At 66.7% G+C, this 14,616-nt stretch carries 19 protein-coding genes; 11 read left to right on the plus strand and 8 right to left on the minus strand.

Annotation, left to right across the window (positions count from 1 at the left end):
• Nucleotides 1–216: 216 nt before the first annotated feature.
• A complete protein-coding gene (locus QZX93_RS00965) occupies nucleotides 217–378 on the plus strand; it encodes a hypothetical protein (RefSeq protein ID WP_295393234.1) in 162 nt (53 codons plus the stop codon).
• Nucleotides 379–487: 109 nt separating this feature from the next.
• On the opposite strand, the gene QZX93_RS00970 is transcribed toward QZX93_RS00965, so the two are convergent.
• From QZX93_RS00970 to QZX93_RS00985, 4 genes are all read right to left on the minus strand, one after another.
• On the minus strand, nucleotides 488–1,216 hold the full coding sequence (locus tag QZX93_RS00970; RefSeq protein WP_295393233.1) for a hypothetical protein: 729 nt from the start codon (nucleotides 1,214–1,216) through the stop codon (nucleotides 488–490).
• A 10-nt stretch (nucleotides 1,217–1,226) separates the two neighbouring features.
• Nucleotides 1,227–1,658 (minus strand): helix-turn-helix transcriptional regulator, encoded by a 432-nt coding sequence (locus QZX93_RS00975; protein ID WP_295394297.1) that lies wholly within the window; start codon nucleotides 1,656–1,658, stop codon nucleotides 1,227–1,229.
• 95 nt (nucleotides 1,659–1,753) lie between these two features.
• Complete coding sequence (locus QZX93_RS00980; protein WP_295393231.1) at nucleotides 1,754–2,107, minus strand: DUF5615 family PIN-like protein; 354 nt, start codon at nucleotides 2,105–2,107, stop codon at nucleotides 1,754–1,756.
• Complete coding sequence (locus QZX93_RS00985) at nucleotides 2,104–2,343, minus strand: DUF433 domain-containing protein (RefSeq protein WP_295393230.1); 240 nt, start codon at nucleotides 2,341–2,343, stop codon at nucleotides 2,104–2,106. The genes QZX93_RS00980 and QZX93_RS00985 overlap by 4 nt, the downstream gene beginning before the upstream one ends.
• Before the next feature lie 164 nt (nucleotides 2,344–2,507).
• On the opposite strand from QZX93_RS00985, the gene QZX93_RS00990 reads away from it, so the two are divergent.
• The 6 genes from QZX93_RS00990 (at nucleotide 2,508) to QZX93_RS01015 (ending at nucleotide 7,145) form a co-directional block, all read left to right on the plus strand.
• Nucleotides 2,508–2,828 (plus strand): metalloregulator ArsR/SmtB family transcription factor, encoded by a 321-nt coding sequence (locus QZX93_RS00990; RefSeq protein WP_295393229.1) that lies wholly within the window; start codon nucleotides 2,508–2,510, stop codon nucleotides 2,826–2,828.
• Nucleotides 2,825–3,328 (plus strand): arsenate reductase ArsC, encoded by a 504-nt coding sequence (locus QZX93_RS00995; protein WP_295393228.1) that lies wholly within the window; start codon nucleotides 2,825–2,827, stop codon nucleotides 3,326–3,328. Before QZX93_RS00990 ends, QZX93_RS00995 begins: the two co-directional genes overlap by 4 nt.
• Nucleotides 3,325–4,404, plus strand: coding sequence for an ACR3 family arsenite efflux transporter (gene arsB, locus QZX93_RS01000; protein ID WP_295393227.1), 1,080 nt, complete (start codon nucleotides 3,325–3,327; stop codon nucleotides 4,402–4,404). The genes QZX93_RS00995 and arsB overlap by 4 nt, the downstream gene beginning before the upstream one ends.
• 345 nt (nucleotides 4,405–4,749) lie before the next feature.
• Nucleotides 4,750–5,130, plus strand: a complete 381-nt coding sequence (gene arsD / locus QZX93_RS01005; protein ID WP_295393226.1) for an arsenite efflux transporter metallochaperone ArsD — start codon at nucleotides 4,750–4,752, stop codon at nucleotides 5,128–5,130.
• On the plus strand, nucleotides 5,130–6,878 hold the full coding sequence (gene arsA / locus QZX93_RS01010; protein ID WP_295393225.1) for an arsenical pump-driving ATPase: 1,749 nt from the start codon (nucleotides 5,130–5,132) through the stop codon (nucleotides 6,876–6,878). Before arsD ends, arsA begins: the two co-directional genes overlap by 1 nt.
• A gap of 60 nt (nucleotides 6,879–6,938) precedes the next feature.
• Nucleotides 6,939–7,145 carry a hypothetical protein gene (locus QZX93_RS01015; RefSeq protein ID WP_295394300.1) on the plus strand — a complete coding sequence of 69 codons (207 nt, stop codon included), beginning with the start codon at nucleotides 6,939–6,941 and terminating at the stop codon, nucleotides 7,143–7,145.
• Between the two features lie 105 nt (nucleotides 7,146–7,250).
• On the opposite strand, the gene QZX93_RS01020 is transcribed toward QZX93_RS01015, so the two are convergent.
• Nucleotides 7,251–7,913 carry an EF-hand domain-containing protein gene (locus QZX93_RS01020; protein WP_295393607.1) on the minus strand — a complete coding sequence of 221 codons (663 nt, stop codon included), beginning with the start codon at nucleotides 7,911–7,913 and terminating at the stop codon, nucleotides 7,251–7,253.
• A gap of 403 nt (nucleotides 7,914–8,316) precedes the next feature.
• Between QZX93_RS01020 and QZX93_RS01025 the strand changes: the two genes are divergently transcribed.
• The 4 genes from QZX93_RS01025 (at nucleotide 8,317) to mazF (ending at nucleotide 12,753) form a co-directional block, all read left to right on the plus strand.
• The gene (locus QZX93_RS01025; protein ID WP_295393610.1) at nucleotides 8,317–9,654 is read left to right on the plus strand and encodes a hypothetical protein; all 1,338 of its coding nucleotides are present in this window, start codon (nucleotides 8,317–8,319) and stop codon (nucleotides 9,652–9,654) included.
• A 1,455-nt stretch (nucleotides 9,655–11,109) separates the two neighbouring features.
• Nucleotides 11,110–11,982, plus strand: coding sequence for a hypothetical protein (locus tag QZX93_RS01035; protein WP_366759429.1), 873 nt, complete (start codon nucleotides 11,110–11,112; stop codon nucleotides 11,980–11,982).
• A 193-nt stretch (nucleotides 11,983–12,175) separates the two neighbouring features.
• Nucleotides 12,176–12,418, plus strand: a complete 243-nt coding sequence (locus tag QZX93_RS01040) for an AbrB/MazE/SpoVT family DNA-binding domain-containing protein (RefSeq protein WP_295393616.1) — start codon at nucleotides 12,176–12,178, stop codon at nucleotides 12,416–12,418.
• A 2-nt stretch (nucleotides 12,419–12,420) separates the two neighbouring features.
• Nucleotides 12,421–12,753, plus strand: coding sequence for an endoribonuclease MazF (gene mazF, locus QZX93_RS01045; protein ID WP_295393618.1), 333 nt, complete (start codon nucleotides 12,421–12,423; stop codon nucleotides 12,751–12,753).
• 31 nt (nucleotides 12,754–12,784) lie between these two features.
• On the opposite strand, the gene QZX93_RS01050 is transcribed toward mazF, so the two are convergent.
• From QZX93_RS01050 to QZX93_RS01060, 3 genes are all read right to left on the minus strand, one after another.
• Nucleotides 12,785–13,054: a DUF1778 domain-containing protein gene (locus QZX93_RS01050; RefSeq protein WP_295393620.1), complete on the minus strand. Its 270-nt coding sequence runs from the start codon at nucleotides 13,052–13,054 to the stop codon at nucleotides 12,785–12,787.
• A 39-nt stretch (nucleotides 13,055–13,093) separates the two neighbouring features.
• Entirely contained in the window at nucleotides 13,094–13,312 is a 219-nt protein-coding gene (locus QZX93_RS01055) for a type II toxin-antitoxin system PemK/MazF family toxin (RefSeq protein ID WP_295393623.1), read from the minus strand.
• A gap of 149 nt (nucleotides 13,313–13,461) precedes the next feature.
• Nucleotides 13,462–14,433 carry a GNAT family N-acetyltransferase gene (locus QZX93_RS01060; RefSeq protein ID WP_295393627.1) on the minus strand — a complete coding sequence of 324 codons (972 nt, stop codon included), beginning with the start codon at nucleotides 14,431–14,433 and terminating at the stop codon, nucleotides 13,462–13,464.
• Nucleotides 14,434–14,616 lie beyond the last annotated feature (183 nt).

Consider the following 14,616-nt stretch of genomic DNA (forward strand, 5'->3'; position numbering starts at 1 on the left):
GCTATTTACTCATTCTGGCGAAATCCGTAGATCTGCACAAACTACGCAAGACCACGCGCGGGCCGAAGAAGCCGCCTACACCACGCACCAAGTTCAAAGGTAAACCTCATGTCTCGACCGCCAGGTTGCTCGCGGGCTCTGGGCCGAACACAAAATGACACCTTAAAAGGGCTGATAGGCTGGACCAAAGCCCAGGCCGGGGGCATTGATATCTGGGTGGACCGGAATGACGGCAACAATTTCGTCTTCCTGATCATCAACACCGCGTCGAACACCACCGACCAGACCCCGCTGCCCGCCCCCGGCGCGGCCTGGCACGACAAGGCCATCCACCGCCTCCACGATGAATCAAGTGGGGCAGTGGAGCGATGTGGCTAGTATTGCGGTTGGAGGGTAGACATATTGAACGTAGTAGGCCAGTGTGGGTTCTACGCATGAGCGATGTATCTGACCCTTGCCACTTTCCTCCCCTTCCTGAAGACCGATTTCATGCAGGTCGTTGCCACAGACCGAGTCTGCCACTCAGCCGGCGGACGTTTTGATAGTAGCGCGGCCAACATGGCTCCGAGTAGTAGTGACCATCCCCCCAACCACCGTAAATCAAGTAGTCCGGCGCGCCCGCAGGGTTTTCCAGGACCGAGCGCGCGAAGATCAAGTTCTCGTCTGTGAAATTGGTCCAATTGCAACCAAAGCTATGTCCCGGTTGGATGATGGCCACCACCGCAGGGGCGACTTGATTTCCATGATACAACGCCTGGAACGAAGCCACTCCGTCGCCGCCAAGATAAATCAAGCTGAACCGTTCCGGTCCATGCTCCGGACCATATTCCTTGTTTCGTTGCAGTATGGCCCAAACCCCAAAGGGCGCTTTAAGCCACGACATGTGCGATTGCGGATTACCGTCGGCCGGTGTTGGCTGGACTGGTGTCCAACCATGGGGGGTAAGCTCTTGTGGCGTCAGATTTCGGTAAGCCAGCAGATTATATCCACGAAAAGAGTCAAGTTGCCCAACCATCTTATCGCGTTCGACACCATAATCGACATAAACAAAGCTATAAAAATTGCCAGCCAGAAACTTAATCGGCTGCCCATCGAATTCACAAGAAGGATAGTAAACGGAACCGGACAGCATGTCATGGATAGGCAAATCGCCCAAGGGTGTCGCAACGACGGAAAGCCAGCTGGGAACGGGGGGAACTGGTAGTTCTGAAATCATGACATAGACCCTAAATATCTTTAAGAACAGGTGCATAAGTGTAAATAAGGGGCCAGGGTCGAATACTTTCCCTGGTTGCAGCTTCGAGTGTGCGAGTAACATGCGCTCCGCACGCGAACCGCCTCAATCGTGACCGACTCTGGTCATTCGTCATTGCATCCTGCGGCCCCCCCTCAGACCGCCAGTTCGATGCGGATATGCCGCCCCAACGCCTTGGCGGCCTTCTCCAGCGTAGCAGGGTCACGGAGGTATTGTCCGGGTCCAATAAGCGATCCAGGGCACTGCGGCTGGCACCCATGCGCCGCGCCAGGTCGGTCTTGGTCAACTGCTGTTGCGCCATTTCCTGCTCCAGCCGGAAGGCGATGACACGCTTGATGGCGATGGCTTCGGATTGCGCAAGCAGTTTCTCCTCTTCAAGAAAGGAATCGAGGCTGCTACCCATGTGGTCGCTCATTGACGCACCGCTTGTTTAGGGGGCAAGCACCGCTCTGCGGCGCCCAGCCAGGTCGAGGTCACTGGCCGGGGTCTTCTGAGGGGTCAACCGCGAATCCGCACGTGCTCCTTGCCGACCAGCCACAAGGCGCCCGCCGGGGACTGCCGGTCGAGCAGCGGCAGCAGCCGGTCGATGGCCTGAATGACGGTTGGCTTGTCCTGTCTGCCCGGGCGCAGCACGATGATCCCGGCGGATTCGCTCGGCGGATAGGCGCGGATGTTGGAGAAGTCCAGATCCAAGGTCATCAGTACGCGGCCTTCCTGTTGGCAGATGGCATAGAGGTCCGGATCGGGGCTACCGCCCATTCGCTGGTCCAGCACGCTCATCGCATCGTGACCAGCGCGCAGCAACCGTTCGGTGGCCTCGCGCGGCAGGTTTTCATCAACCTTGAACCTCATGCCGCATTGCGCTTTGGCAGGTCGACAACCTGTTCACGCGCCAGTTCGGCGGCATACCCGATCGCCGCGCGGATATCGTCCGGGGTCAGCGATGGATAGCTGTCGATGATCTGCTGCGCAGCCAGTCCAGCAGCGAGGTTGTCAAGGACGACGGACACCGGCACGCGCGTACCGCTGATGCAGGCTTGCCCGTGACAGATCAGCGGGTCGCTGCGGATTCTCTGTTGCCAAGTCATGGTGCAGTCCGGTTTCAGTGGATCCGACGACTGTCTCGCAGGACGACGCCGATGGGCGCATCGTCATTGTGCTGTGGTGGGTAAGAGGCTAACCTCGTTGGTGTTTCCTGGCAAGCTTGAAATCGCGCTTGCGCATCCTCTAAGACTTCGATAATGTTGGAAACATGGAAAGCAACACCGCCGTCTCCGCCCTCGCCGCGCTGGCTCAAGAGAGCCGCTTGGCGGTCTTTCGCCTGCTGGTTCAAAACGGCCCCATCGGGCTGACCGCCGGTGTGATCGGTGAGCAACTCGGCCTGCCGGCGCCGACGCTGTCCTTTCACCTCAAGAATTTGGCCCAGGCCGGGCTGGTGAGCGCGGTCCAGGAGGGCCGGTTCGTCCGCTACCGCGCCGAGATCACCGCGATCCATGCCCTGGTCGCCTTTCTGACCGAAAACTGCTGCGGCGGCGATCTCAACCGCTGCCGTCCGAACGAGAGCAATCCATGACACCCCCTGCCCCGCTCAATGTCCTTGTGCTCTGCACCGGCAACTCGGCCCGCTCGATCCTCGGCGAGGCGCTGTTCAACCACTTGGGGGCGGGACGGGTGCGTGCCTGGTCGGCCGGCAGCCGGCCGGCCGGGCGGGTGAATCCGGTCGCACTCGAAACACTGGAGCAACATGGCGTGCCGATGCCCGAACCGCGCAGCAAGTCCTGGGACGAATTCGCCGCCCCCGGCGCGCCGGCATTCGACCTGATCATCACCGTCTGCGGGAGTGCCGCGGGCGAGACCTGCCCGGTGTGGCCGGGCCACCCGGTGACTGCCCATTGGGGGATTGACGACCCGGCCCACGTTGAGCCGATGGAGGCGCGCCGCGCGGCCTTCGAGGTCGCCTACCATGAGCTGGAGCGACGCATCCGTGTCTTCCTCGCCCTGCCGTTCGAGTCCATGACGCCCGATGAGCGGCGGACCGCGGCGCGTCGTACCCATGAGGCGTGCATCCAATGACCGCCCAATGCGACGTCACCGCCCGGGCCGCGGCGGGTAAGCGGCTCAGCGTCTTTGAGCGTTATCTGACGGTCTGGGTCGCGCTCTGCATCGTGGCCGGTATCGGGCTGGGCCAGGTGTTTCCGGGCGTCTTTCAGGCGATCGGACGATTGGAAGTGGCGCAGGTCAATCTGCCGGTCGGCATCCTCATCTGGGTGATGATCATCCCGATGCTGATGAAGATCGACTTCGGGGCGCTGCATCAGGTGCGCTCACACTGGAAGGGCATCGGCGTTACCCTGTTCGTGAACTGGGCGGTCAAGCCCTTCTCCATGGCGCTCCTGTCCTGGCTGCTCATCCGCGGGGTCTTCGCCCCCTGGCTGCCGGCGGAGCAACTCGATAGCTATGTCGCCGGGCTCATCCTGCTGGCCGCCGCACCCTGTACGGCCATGGTCTTCGTCTGGAGCCGGCTATGCGACGGCGACCCCTATTTCACGCTGTCTCAGGTGGCGCTCAACGACACCATCATGATCGTCGCCTTTGCGCCGATCGTGGCGCTGCTGCTGGGGCTCTCGGCCATCGTTGTGCCCTGGGATACGCTCCTGACCTCGGTGGTGCTCTATATCGTTATCCCGGTGGCACTGGCCCAGGCCTGGCGCTGGCTGCTGCTCAAGCGGGGACAGGAGCGGTTCGACGCGACCCTGACTATCCTAGGGCAGGCCTCCATCGTCGCGTTGCTTGCCACCCTCGTACTGCTATTCGCTTTCCAAGGGAAGGCAATCATCGAGCAACCGCTGGTGATCGCGATCCTGGCGGTGCCGATCCTGATCCAGGTGTTCTTCAATTCCGGGTTGGCTTACGGGCTCAATCGGCTGGTTGGCGAAAAGCATTCGGTGGCCGGCCCCTCGGCGCTGATCGGGGCCTCCAACTTCTTTGAGCTCGCGGTGGCGGCGGCGATCAGCCTGTTCGGCTTCGAGTCCGGCGCCGCACTGGCCACCGTGGTCGGCGTGCTGATCGAGGTGCCGGTGATGCTGCTGGTGGTGCGGATGGTCAATGCCAGCAAGGGTTGGTATGAAGGCGACCGAACAGCCACATAATGACGAGCGGTCCGCGCAGCCGACCCTACGGCTGGAAAGAGCGGTTATCACGCCAAGGCGCCAAGCACGCCAAGGATTTTCAAGATGAAACCGGGGGGTTGCTATCCGTCGACCGCGTGCAACCGGTTTGCTCGGCATCCTCTTAATCCTAAATCCGGGAATTGCTCACGCCAAGGCGCCAAGCTCGCCAAGAAATACAATCGGATAGAGCCACTATCCAGATCACCCTCCGGGTGACTGGTGTCGCGCTGATAACGCACTGAAAAGCCTTGGCGTCCTTGGCGCCTTGGCGTGAGCAATTTCTTCGCGGACTAACCCCCGCGCCCCATTTCACAGGTCATTGTCATGAAAAAGCTCGAAATCTACGATCCCGCCATGTGTTGCTCCACTGGTATCTGCGGGGTGGAGGTCGATCCGGTCCTGGTGGCGTTCAATGCCGACCTGCAATGGTTGGCCGGACAGGGGGTTGAGGTCAGTCGGTACAACCTGTCGCAGGAGCCCCAGGCATTCGCGGCGAATCCGGCGGTGCTCAAGGAGATAGATGCCGGCATGGAGCGGCTGCCGCTGACCCTGGTCGATGGGCAGGTGGTCGCCACCGGCGCCTATCTGTCGCGGGCCCAGTTGGTGCAGAAATTGGGGTTGGCGCCTGTTCCGATCCAGGCGGCGGACCCATTCCCCGTCCAGGTCAGCACCGCCTGCTGTAAGCCCGGCGGCGGGTGCTGCTGATGGCCATCCCACTGGTCGCCACCCGCCATTTCTTCTTTACCGGCAAGGGCGGTGTCGGCAAGACCTCGCTCTCCTGCGCGACCGGCCTGGCACTGGCCGACGCCGGGCGGCGCGTGCTGATCGTCAGCACCGACCCCGCGTCCAATCTGGATGAGGTGCTGGGGGTGGCGCTGGGCCAGACCCCGACGGCCATCCCCGACGCGCCGGGACTCTTCGCACTCAACATCGACCCCGAGGCGGCGGCCCACGACTACCGCGAGCGGATGGTCGGACCCTACCGCGGCATCCTGCCCGCCGCCGCCATCGCCAGCATGGAGGAGCAGTTCTCCGGCGCCTGCACGGTGGAGATCGCCGCCTTTGACGAGTTCTCCAAGCTGCTGGGTGAGCCCGCCGCGACGGCGCAGTTCGATCATGTGATCTTCGACACCGCCCCCACCGGGCACACCCTGCGCCTGCTGACCCTGCCCTCGGCCTGGAGCGAGTTCATCGACTCGTCCACCGGCGGCGCCTCCTGCCTGGGTCCGCTTGCCGGTCTGGAGAAACAGAAGGCGCTCTATGCCGCGACCGTTGCCCGGCTGGCCGACCCGGCGGAAACCACCGTGGTCCTGGTCAGCCGGGCGGACACCGCCGCCCTGCGCGAGGCCGAGCGCACCCGCGCGGAGCTGGCGGCGCTGGGTGTCAGCAACCTGCAACTGGCGCTCAACGGTGTGCTGGCCGTCGCCGCGACCGATGACCCCATCGCAACGGCGATGATGGCGCGCGGCGCCGAGGCGCTGGCCGGGATGCCCGCCGGTCTGGCCCGGTTGCCGATTACCAGCACACCGCTGCTGGCCCTGGGGACCGTGGGGCTTGACGCCCTGCGTCTGATGGCCGATCCCGAACGCGCCGCGCCGCTGCGCTCTGCCCTGGAGAATGACACCGCCCTGCCCTCTCGGCTGTCGGCCCTGGTGGACGAACTCGCCCAGGCCGGGCGCGGCGTCATCCTGACCATGGGCAAGGGTGGGGTGGGCAAGACCACCGTGGCCGCGGCGATCGCCGTCGCGCTCGCCCAACGCGGTCATGCGGTGCAGCTATCGACCACCGATCCGGCGGCCCATGTGGCCGAGGCGATTGGCACGTCCGTCCCCGGGTTGAGTGTCGGCCGCATCGATCCGGCGGCCGAGGTCGCCGCCTACCAGGCCGAGGTGCTGGCCAAGGCAGCGCCCAACCTGGACGCCAATGGCCTGGCGATGCTCGAGGAGGACCTGCGCTCGCCCTGCACCGAGGAGATCGCGGTTTTCCGCGCCTTTGCCCGCGCGGTCGATGCCGGCCAGGAGGGTTTTGTGGTGCTCGACACCGCCCCCACCGGGCATACCATCCTGCTGCTGGACGCCGCCGAGGCCTACCATCGGGAGGTGTCGCGCACCCAGGGCGAGATGCCGGAGGCCGTGCGGCAACTGCTGCCGCGCCTGCGTGACCCGGCGCTGACGCGGGTGCTCATCGTCACCCTGGCCGAGGCCACGCCGGTGCATGAGGCGGAACGGCTGCAAGCGGACCTGGCGCGCGCCGGCATTGAGCCATTCGCCTGGGTGATCGACCAGAGTCTGCTCGCCAGCGGCACCGGGCATCCGCTATTGCGCGAACGCGGTGCGGCGGAGATTCCCTTTATTCGCCGCGTCGCCGATCAGCTCGGCCGCCGTTGCGCCCTGATTGCCTGGTTGCCCGAGGCGCCGGTGGGGGTTGCCGGACTAGCGCAACTGACGCAGTGATCGCTTCCTGATGATCGAGATCGACGCATCGACCGGGCGCGCCGCGCCGAGTGCCTGACGGTGGCCACGTTCGCACTCGCCGCCCTGCTGACCTTTGCCCTGACCACCGAATTCAGCATGGCCGGGCTGGGCGGGGCGCTGATTCTGATCCCGGTCTTTCTGGCGTTCGGGATCGAAGTACACACGGCCATGGCCACCGCCTTGCTGCTCAATGTGGTCGGGATGTCGATCGCCTCCATCACCGGCCTTGGTCATCGCTCCGGTTAGATCTGGCCTTGCGGCAACCCGTCGCGGCCTGGGGGCCGCTCCTACGCGGGTAGGAGCGGCCCCCAGGCCGCGACGAATTGCCGGATTTAGGCGAGGCGCAGTGCCTCAGGGCGGTGTCATCATTTGCTGGCGATGCGCGGCCTGGCCGGTGGCGAATTCATCCGGAGTCACGCGACCATTGCCGTCGGCGTCGAGGGTACTGAACGGGGGTGCCTTGCCGGCATTGCGCATGGGATACCCCTGGGCCGCCCGCGCCGCCATGCGCTTGGCCCGCGCTTCATTAAATTCATCCTCGGTCAGGGTGCCGTCGCCGTTGAGGTCGAACTCGGCGAAGGCCGGCATGCCGCGGCCCATGCCCCTGCCGGGTCCGCCACCCATACCACCGCCGCGGCCAGCCCCGGGCCCCATCCCTGAGTTTGGCCCCGGCCCCGGGCCGTAACCTTGCCCCATCCCTGGACCGCCCTGCATGCGCGTCTGGCGTCCGGCCTGGAACTCCGCGGGGGTCAATTGGCCATCACCGTTCTGATCGAAGTCCGCAAAGATCGGGGCCGTGGCAGCACCACGCATGGGCGCACCCTGGGCCGCACGGGCGGCCATGTGGGCGGATTGAGCGGCCGCGAACTCCGGCCCGGTCACGATCCCATCGCCGTTTTTATCCATCTCGGCGAAGGTCATAGGACCGGGTGCGACCGGGGCCTGCGCCGACAGGGTGCCGGGCAGTCCCAAGCAGGCCATGACTAGGGAACTGATGAGTATGCGGGTTTTCATGATCGTTACCTCTGTGTGGACGCTTTCCATTCTAGTCTGACCCTGTAGCGACGCATTGTCAGCGCAGTAGCGGTCTGTATCGGCGTGTAACAACGTGTATCCCCCGCTCTTCACGTCGACTCTTGGAGGCTCGCCGGCATGTTCCGCACCGTCCCGGCCGGTTCCCGGCGCAGGTCGGTAAACCTAAACCCGGAAATTGCTCACGCCCTCGTGCCACGCGTGGGTTTACCTGCTCCAACGTTTTCAACTGTTCGAGCACGGTGTCGCATAGACCGGGGAGTTCTCCCAATCCCGCGAGCGCCTGCGCGTTCCTGCCTTGTGCCCGGACAGCTTCCACCACGCGAGCCGTTCGACAACAGGTGCGCGCTGAATTCGGTCCGCACCGCGGACCCTACCCGGCTCAATGGGCATACACAATGGCCCCAACCACCAGCGCGCCGGTCATGCCAGCATACAGCCAGCCGACCAGGGTTTCCTTTACACGGTGCGACACGGATGGCAGTCGCTGTCCGAGGAGCTTCCCGGGCCGAGCCTGGACGCGCGCAATCTCCGCAAGATCCGGGACGGCGAACAGCAGCCCAGGGACGGCACGGTGAAACGGATCGTCGATCTCGTGGCAGCCCAAGGAATTCAGATCCAAGTCGACGACCTTTGGCTCTTCCCGGACGACCCAGCCCCGCCGGTCGCCCGAACGCCCACATGGCCGACTGCACCGATGGCAGCCGGCGATGCGCCCCCGCCCCACCCCTTCGACCCCTGGGCCATCGCCCTGCCGCCGGTCTTCGTCGGGCGCACCGGCGCACTGCGCGACCTGGAGCGGGCGGCCTGGGACGGGCGCGGGGTGTCGCTGCTCGGGGAGTGGCGGATCGGCAAGACCTCGCTCCTGCACACGTGGGGCGAGCGGGCGCGGGAACTGGGGTTTGCGGTGCGGCTGCTGTCCGGTCAGGGGCGGGAGCGGCAGGGGCATCAGGCCTTTGTGGACGCGGTGGTCGCCGCGGTGCCGGCGGACCCCCGGACGGCGGCGACCGGGACCGCGACGGGTGCGGCCGGCGAGCAGGCCGTGCCCGAATCCCCCGACACCGCCGCGGACCGGCTCGGCGACTGGTGCAGTGCGCAGCGCCAGACGTGCGGCGGACTGCCGCCGCTCCTGCTGCTCGACGAGGCCGAGGGCTTCCTCGGGCACTGCGAGCCGGGCTTTCTGGAGCGGCTGCGGGGCCTGCTGACCGGGCGCCGGCTGTCGCTGGTCTTCGCCACCCGCCGCACCCTGCCCGAGGTCTACGCCGACCTGGGGCGCGTCTCGCCCTTCGCGAACATGCTGGAGTCGGTGCGGATCGGGCTGCTGGAGCCCGGTGCCGCGGCGGCCCTGCTCGCCCGCGGCGCGGCGGGGCTTGAGCCGGACGACCCGGCCTGGCTGCTGGACCAGGGCGGCCGGCACCCGTTTTTTCTTACGCTCCTCGCGCGGCGCCTGTTCGATGCCCGCGCGGACGGGCCGGACCCGGATGGGGGCGGCCCCCGCGCCCAGGCGCTCGCGCGGTTTCGCGACGAGGCCGCGCAGCAGTTCGCACTCTGGTGGCCGGGGCTCGCCGAGCGCGACCGCCAACGGCTGCGCCGCGCCGCCGCCGGGGGGACGGCGACCGACGCGGACGATGGCGATGACACCCTGTGCCGACGCGGGCTGCTCACCGACGACCACCAACCGTTTGCGCGGGTGCTGAGCGAATGGCTGAACCGGAAGGATTGACGGGGGGCACGTTTGGCCCAGGGCAGGACCCGGCGTCGGGTGCGGCGCCGGAGCCGGGACCGGGCTCGGTGGCTGAGCGGCTGGCCCGGCTGCCTAGAACTTGGGAACTGGCGTGGTGGCTACTTATGCGGCCGATCAGCCTGCATCGTCGGCTGCGCGCGCTCGGGATCGAGCCCGGCGCACCCGGCTGGCGGTTGCTGTGGCGGGGCGATGCGGTGACGCGGGCCTATATGGTCCGAATGGCTCTGTTGCTGTTGGTGGGGGCGCCGAGCATCGCAGCAGTGATCGGGCTAGTGCTTGCGACGATAGGCTTCGAGATCGATTGGTTGCGTTTGGCCTCACGCGTGGTTAAGTACGTGGCCATCGGCGCGGCCGTAAGCGCGGCTTTCAGCGGAACTTACGGCGTGGCCTACGGCGTGGCTATCGGCGTGGCGTACGGCGTCGCTATCGGCGTAGCCACCGACGTGCCGGGTGACATGGCCTCCAGCGTGCTTAGGGTCGCGGGCTTCGGCGTGGGCTTCGGCGTGGGCTTCGGCGTGGTCCATGGCGTGACCTATGGCCTTGCCGATCGCTTGCCCCTCACAGCCGTCTGGGCGGTCGTCGCCGTTAGCGCAGTCGTCGGCGTGAAATTCGGCCTAGCTCCCGGCGTGGCCGCTGGCGTGGCTTTTTTTCTGACTGTCGGTGCGGCGTCCTTAAGGCTGCCAATCTACCTGCTAGAGTTCCCATGGCAGTTCATCGCCTTCGCCATCCAAAGAAATTCCAGCCGCATCACTCTCGCCGCAAGCCCAGTCCTGCACCACGAACTGAGCCATCTCCCGCTGCCGACCCTGGCCCAGCACATCCGCGACACCGCCGCCCGCGACCCGGCCCTGGCCCGCCGCGCCCTGGCTGCCTGCGCCATCGCCCCCGGTCAGCGCCGCGCCAGCCGTCGGGCACTGGCGCAGCTGCGCGCCGAAGAACTGGCAACCCTTGCCCGCGACCGCCGCTTCCAGGCCCTACGCGACCTGAACGGCGAGTGGCTCCCCGACCCGGCCAGCGCCGACGGCACCTTCGCCGCCCTGCAGCAGGTCGGGCGCTATCTGCGTGCGGCGGAGCTGACCCTGATCGCCCGCCAGCGCCAGGAGCTGTTGACCGCCGCCGCGGACCGGCTGCGCGGGCTCGACAATGCCTTGCTCGGCAGCCGCGACCTGGAGGCGCCGATCTATCGCGCGGCCCTGCCCGACTGGCAGCGGTTGGTCGCGGACTGGCTCGCCGCGACCAAGTCCGCGGCGGCGCTGGAGGTGCCGAACCCCTTCCGCCCGCTGGTGCCGCTGGAGCCGGAGTTCGGCCGCGAGGTCTTCCGCGGGCGCGAGCCCCTGGTGGCGGAGATCGAGTCCATCCTGGGCGATCCGGGCCAGGGGGGGGGCGCTCGCCCTGATCGGACCGCGGCGCTGCGGCAAGACCTCGCTGCTCAACATGCTGCCGCTGAAGCTGCCGGACGCGCTGGTGGTCTTTTTCGACACCCAGAACCATCCGATCGACTCCACCGAGTCACTGGTCAAGGCACTGGTCGGGCAGGCCCAGGAACAGGGGCGGCGCGAGCGTCGGCTGACCCTGCCGGACGCCCCGCCGGGACCGCCGATGGAATCGCTGGCCGCCTGGTTTGAGCAGTTGGAGCGCCTTGATCTGAGCGGGTCGGGGGTCGGGCGGATACTCCTGTGCATCGACGAGTTCGAGCGCTGGGAGGGACTCTTCCCCGGCGACCGGCGGGCGCTGCTGCAATTGCTGGGGCTGCTGCGGGCCACCATCCAGTACCGTCGCCGGCTGCGGGTGCTGATCGCCGGGGCGGCCCATGTGGACGAGCTGGACCCGATGTGGGCCGACCACCTGGTGAACCTGCGGGAACTGGCCATCGGCCCGCTGACCCGGCCGGTGACGCTGGGCCTGCTGACCCAACCGAGCCCGGACTTCCCGCCCGACGCCATCCCGCCCGCGGTGGCCGAGGCGGTCTGGTCCCGCACCCTGGGCCAGCCCTATCTCACCCAGTTGTACGGCTCGCTGCTGGTCGCGCGCCTGAACGACGCCGACCGCCGCCAGGCCACAGTGGCGGACTGCGCCGCGCTCGACCCGGCGGTGCTGGACAAGGCCAATAACTATCTGACCAACCTGGTGCAGGCGACCCCAGCCCCCGCGCTCGCAGTGCTGGAGGCACTGGCCCGCGGCCAGACGGTCGACCTCGCAGCCCAGGACCGCGCGACGCGGCGTTACCTGCGCCGCCGGGGGCTCGTGACGGCGGACGGGGGCCTGGGGATTCCGGTGCTCGGGGCCTTTTTGCGACGGGAGGGGTGACGCGCCAGCGTCCAGCCTTCTCGTTCCCACGCTCCCGCGTGGGAATGCCGTGCGGGCGCTCCGCGTCCGGTCTGGGCACTGGACGCAGAGCGCCCGCACTTACTCCCACGCAGGAGCGTGGGAGCCAGAAGACATTGAGTGCCGGCAGATTTCGGGGTATCGTCTCTACAAAGAAGATACCTGAGGGCCTGCCATGCGAGTCACGGTGAAGAAATGGGGCAACAGCGCGGCCGTGCGGATCCCGGTCGGGGTCATGGCTGCCGCGCGTGTGAGCCTGGATGAGGAGGTGGAGATTCGCGAGGAAGGCGGGCGAATCCTGATCGAGCCCATCCGGTCGCACGCCTATGACCTGGCAGAGCTGCTGTCCGGGATTACGCAGGAGAATCGGCACGCCGAGGTGGATTTCGGTGCGGCAGTCGGGCATGAGGCGCTTTGACCGTGCCGCGGTACGTGCCGGACGCCGGCGATATCGTGTGGCTGCATTTCGACCCCCAAGCCGGTCATGAGCAAGCGGGCCACCGGCCGGCCCTGGTCGTCAGCCCGGCGACCTACAACGGCAAGACCGACTTGATGCTGTGTTGTCCGATGACTACTCAGATCAAAGGGTATCCATTCGAGGTTCCCATTGCCGGCGACCGCCCCAGCGCCGTGCTCGCCGATCAGGTGAAGAGCCTGGATTGGGTCGCCCGCAAAGCACTGCGCAAGGGTCGCGTATCCGCCGCTGAATTCGCGCAAGTGCAAGGAAAGATCCTGGCCCTGATCGGCCCGTGACGGCGTAACGCTACTTGGTCCGGGCAGGCATTCAGCGCCGCGCTATCAAGGCGCACAGTGCCTCATTTGGCTCCGACGGGTCTTCACCGGCGGCGACGAAGGCCGCGAACGCCTGCTGGGACAGCACCAGGGTCGCGTTGTCGGCCACGATGCGGCGGGCGGCCTCGTAGGCGTTTTGCACCATCAAGCCGGAGACGGTCGTCCCCATCAGCGCCGCGGCGCGCTCGATCAGTGCCTTGGCCTCCGGGCTGGTGCGCAGGTTGATGCGAGCGGATTCGGTCGATGGCCGGGCAGTAGGCATGGTCGCAGTCCGGTCAGGTGATGCCTCTATTGTGCGTCACTATGACCCACGCGGGGTGAAGAGCGGTGCCAGCCTCGCCAGCACCTCGTCCATGAGCGATGCCGGCACGGCCTCCAGCCGGCGGGCATTGCGCGCGCTCAGATCGAGGATGCGCGGCTGATCGCAGCGGATCACACCCGTGGTGCTGGTCCCGGCGCCCACCAAAGAGACCGCGAAGCCCGCGCTGCGGGCGAAGTTGCCGCAGCTGGTGATGGGCATCACCAGCCTCGATCATGGCTCGATCATGGATGGTGACGGGCGGATTAGACCATTCGTTGCGGGTTCTTGGCTAGCGTGCCTCCCGTAGGGTGCGGTGAGGAACGAACCGCACCGGCCGCCCGCGGTGCCGTTCGCTCCTCTCCAACCGATTAGAGGTCCCCCCACTCCGGATAGACCAAGCCGGGGATCCGCGGCGTGTCGATGCGCAGCCCGCAGTGACGGGCGTAACCCTCGAAGCCGGCGATCTTGTAGGCCAGCCCCTCGGGCATGCCGGTGTCCGACCAACCGTAGCGGTGCTCCCACTGCGCGGGTCCGCGGATCAAGGGCCAGCCGGCGACGGCGAGCGACAGGGCGAAGGTCGATGCGACCGAGGCGCGGGGTTCGTCCTGCGCCTGCCCCTCCGGCCCGAGGCGCGGGTGCTCCTCCCAGAGCAGGGTGTCGCCCGCCCGTCGCGCCGTGACCACCGGTGCGCCGCCGAGTATGAAGTCCATCCGGTCCCCGTCGCACCGCACCCGATAGGGCGGGTCGTCGAGGTAGCGCACCAGGCTCAGGCCGCGTTTCCAGTTGGCAACCCAGAACCCCTGCCGGAGATAGAAACGCAGGGCGCCCTGCCACAGCCAGTCGGTGTCCAACCGGACGGCGCCGAACCCCAGGTGGCGGGCGATGCCCTCCAGTGTTGCGGCGATCAGGGTGCCGTAGCCGCCCCGACGCTCCTCCCGGAAGAGATAGAGGCTCGCGATCCAGAGGTTGCACTGGCCCCAACCCGGGTCCCGAACCGCCAGCGCCACGGTGCCCAGGGTGCGCCCGTCGCTGGTGACCCAGTAGGCGCGATAGTCGCCGAGACTGGCCGGGTCGCCGGGGCGCTCTTCGCGCGTCAGCCCGCGCCGCGCCCAATCGGCGATGGCCGCGTCCGACAATGCGCGGGGGTCCGGCGGGTCATCGAAGCGGTGCTCCAGATAGGTACACAGCTCGCAGGCCCGCCACAAGCGGCGCTCCGATTCGCTCTGCGGGTCCACCGGCCGGAACATGGAAGCGTTGGCGAGGAAGGCGACCAGGGCGGAGATTGCGCGGTCGGTCGGGTCTTCGTCATCGATTGCGGGGGGCGCGTCGGGTCCATCCATTCGCTAGACCCTCCCCTGTTCAGTGTCGAACGGACGCCTCTGGCCTAGCAGCCTGTCGGACTTAGCCACCGTCACCACCGCCTGAGGCCGTTGGATGGCTTTTTTTGGCAAAAAAAGAGGCGATTTTCGGCTAAAAACGCAGTTTTCCTCGGTTATCCCCTTACTGCGGACGTAATACGGCCA

It is taken from the genome of uncultured Thiodictyon sp., from assembly GCF_903946935.1.
Classification (GTDB): domain Bacteria; phylum Pseudomonadota; class Gammaproteobacteria; order Chromatiales; family Chromatiaceae; genus Thiodictyon.

Excerpts from the sequence above, each read along its gene's own strand:
- QZX93_RS00970 (WP_295393233.1), bottom strand. The coding sequence starts at position 1,216 with ATGATTTCAGAACTACCAGTTCCCCCCGTTCCCAGCTGGCTTTCCGTC.
- QZX93_RS00975 (WP_295394297.1), bottom strand. The coding sequence starts at position 1,658 with ATGGGTAGCAGCCTCGATTCCTTTCTTGAAGAGGAGAAACTGCTTGCG.
- QZX93_RS00980 (WP_295393231.1), bottom strand. The coding sequence starts at position 2,107 with ATGAGGTTCAAGGTTGATGAAAACCTGCCGCGCGAGGCCACCGAACGG.
- QZX93_RS00985 (WP_295393230.1), bottom strand. The coding sequence starts at position 2,343 with ATGACTTGGCAACAGAGAATCCGCAGCGACCCGCTGATCTGTCACGGG.
- QZX93_RS00990 (WP_295393229.1), top strand. The coding sequence starts at position 2,508 with ATGGAAAGCAACACCGCCGTCTCCGCCCTCGCCGCGCTGGCTCAAGAG.
- QZX93_RS00995 (WP_295393228.1), top strand. The coding sequence starts at position 2,825 with ATGACACCCCCTGCCCCGCTCAATGTCCTTGTGCTCTGCACCGGCAAC.
- arsB (WP_295393227.1), top strand. The coding sequence starts at position 3,325 with ATGACCGCCCAATGCGACGTCACCGCCCGGGCCGCGGCGGGTAAGCGG.
- arsD (WP_295393226.1), top strand. The coding sequence starts at position 4,750 with ATGAAAAAGCTCGAAATCTACGATCCCGCCATGTGTTGCTCCACTGGT.
- arsA (WP_295393225.1), top strand. The coding sequence starts at position 5,130 with ATGGCCATCCCACTGGTCGCCACCCGCCATTTCTTCTTTACCGGCAAG.
- QZX93_RS01020 (WP_295393607.1), bottom strand. The coding sequence starts at position 7,913 with ATGAAAACCCGCATACTCATCAGTTCCCTAGTCATGGCCTGCTTGGGA.
- QZX93_RS01025 (WP_295393610.1), top strand. The coding sequence starts at position 8,317 with ATGGGCATACACAATGGCCCCAACCACCAGCGCGCCGGTCATGCCAGC.
- QZX93_RS01035 (WP_366759429.1), top strand. The coding sequence starts at position 11,110 with ATGCTGCCGCTGAAGCTGCCGGACGCGCTGGTGGTCTTTTTCGACACC.
- QZX93_RS01040 (WP_295393616.1), top strand. The coding sequence starts at position 12,176 with ATGCGAGTCACGGTGAAGAAATGGGGCAACAGCGCGGCCGTGCGGATC.
- QZX93_RS01050 (WP_295393620.1), bottom strand. The coding sequence starts at position 13,054 with ATGCCTACTGCCCGGCCATCGACCGAATCCGCTCGCATCAACCTGCGC.
- QZX93_RS01055 (WP_295393623.1), bottom strand. The coding sequence starts at position 13,312 with ATGCCCATCACCAGCTGCGGCAACTTCGCCCGCAGCGCGGGCTTCGCG.
- QZX93_RS01060 (WP_295393627.1), bottom strand. The coding sequence starts at position 14,433 with ATGGATGGACCCGACGCGCCCCCCGCAATCGATGACGAAGACCCGACC.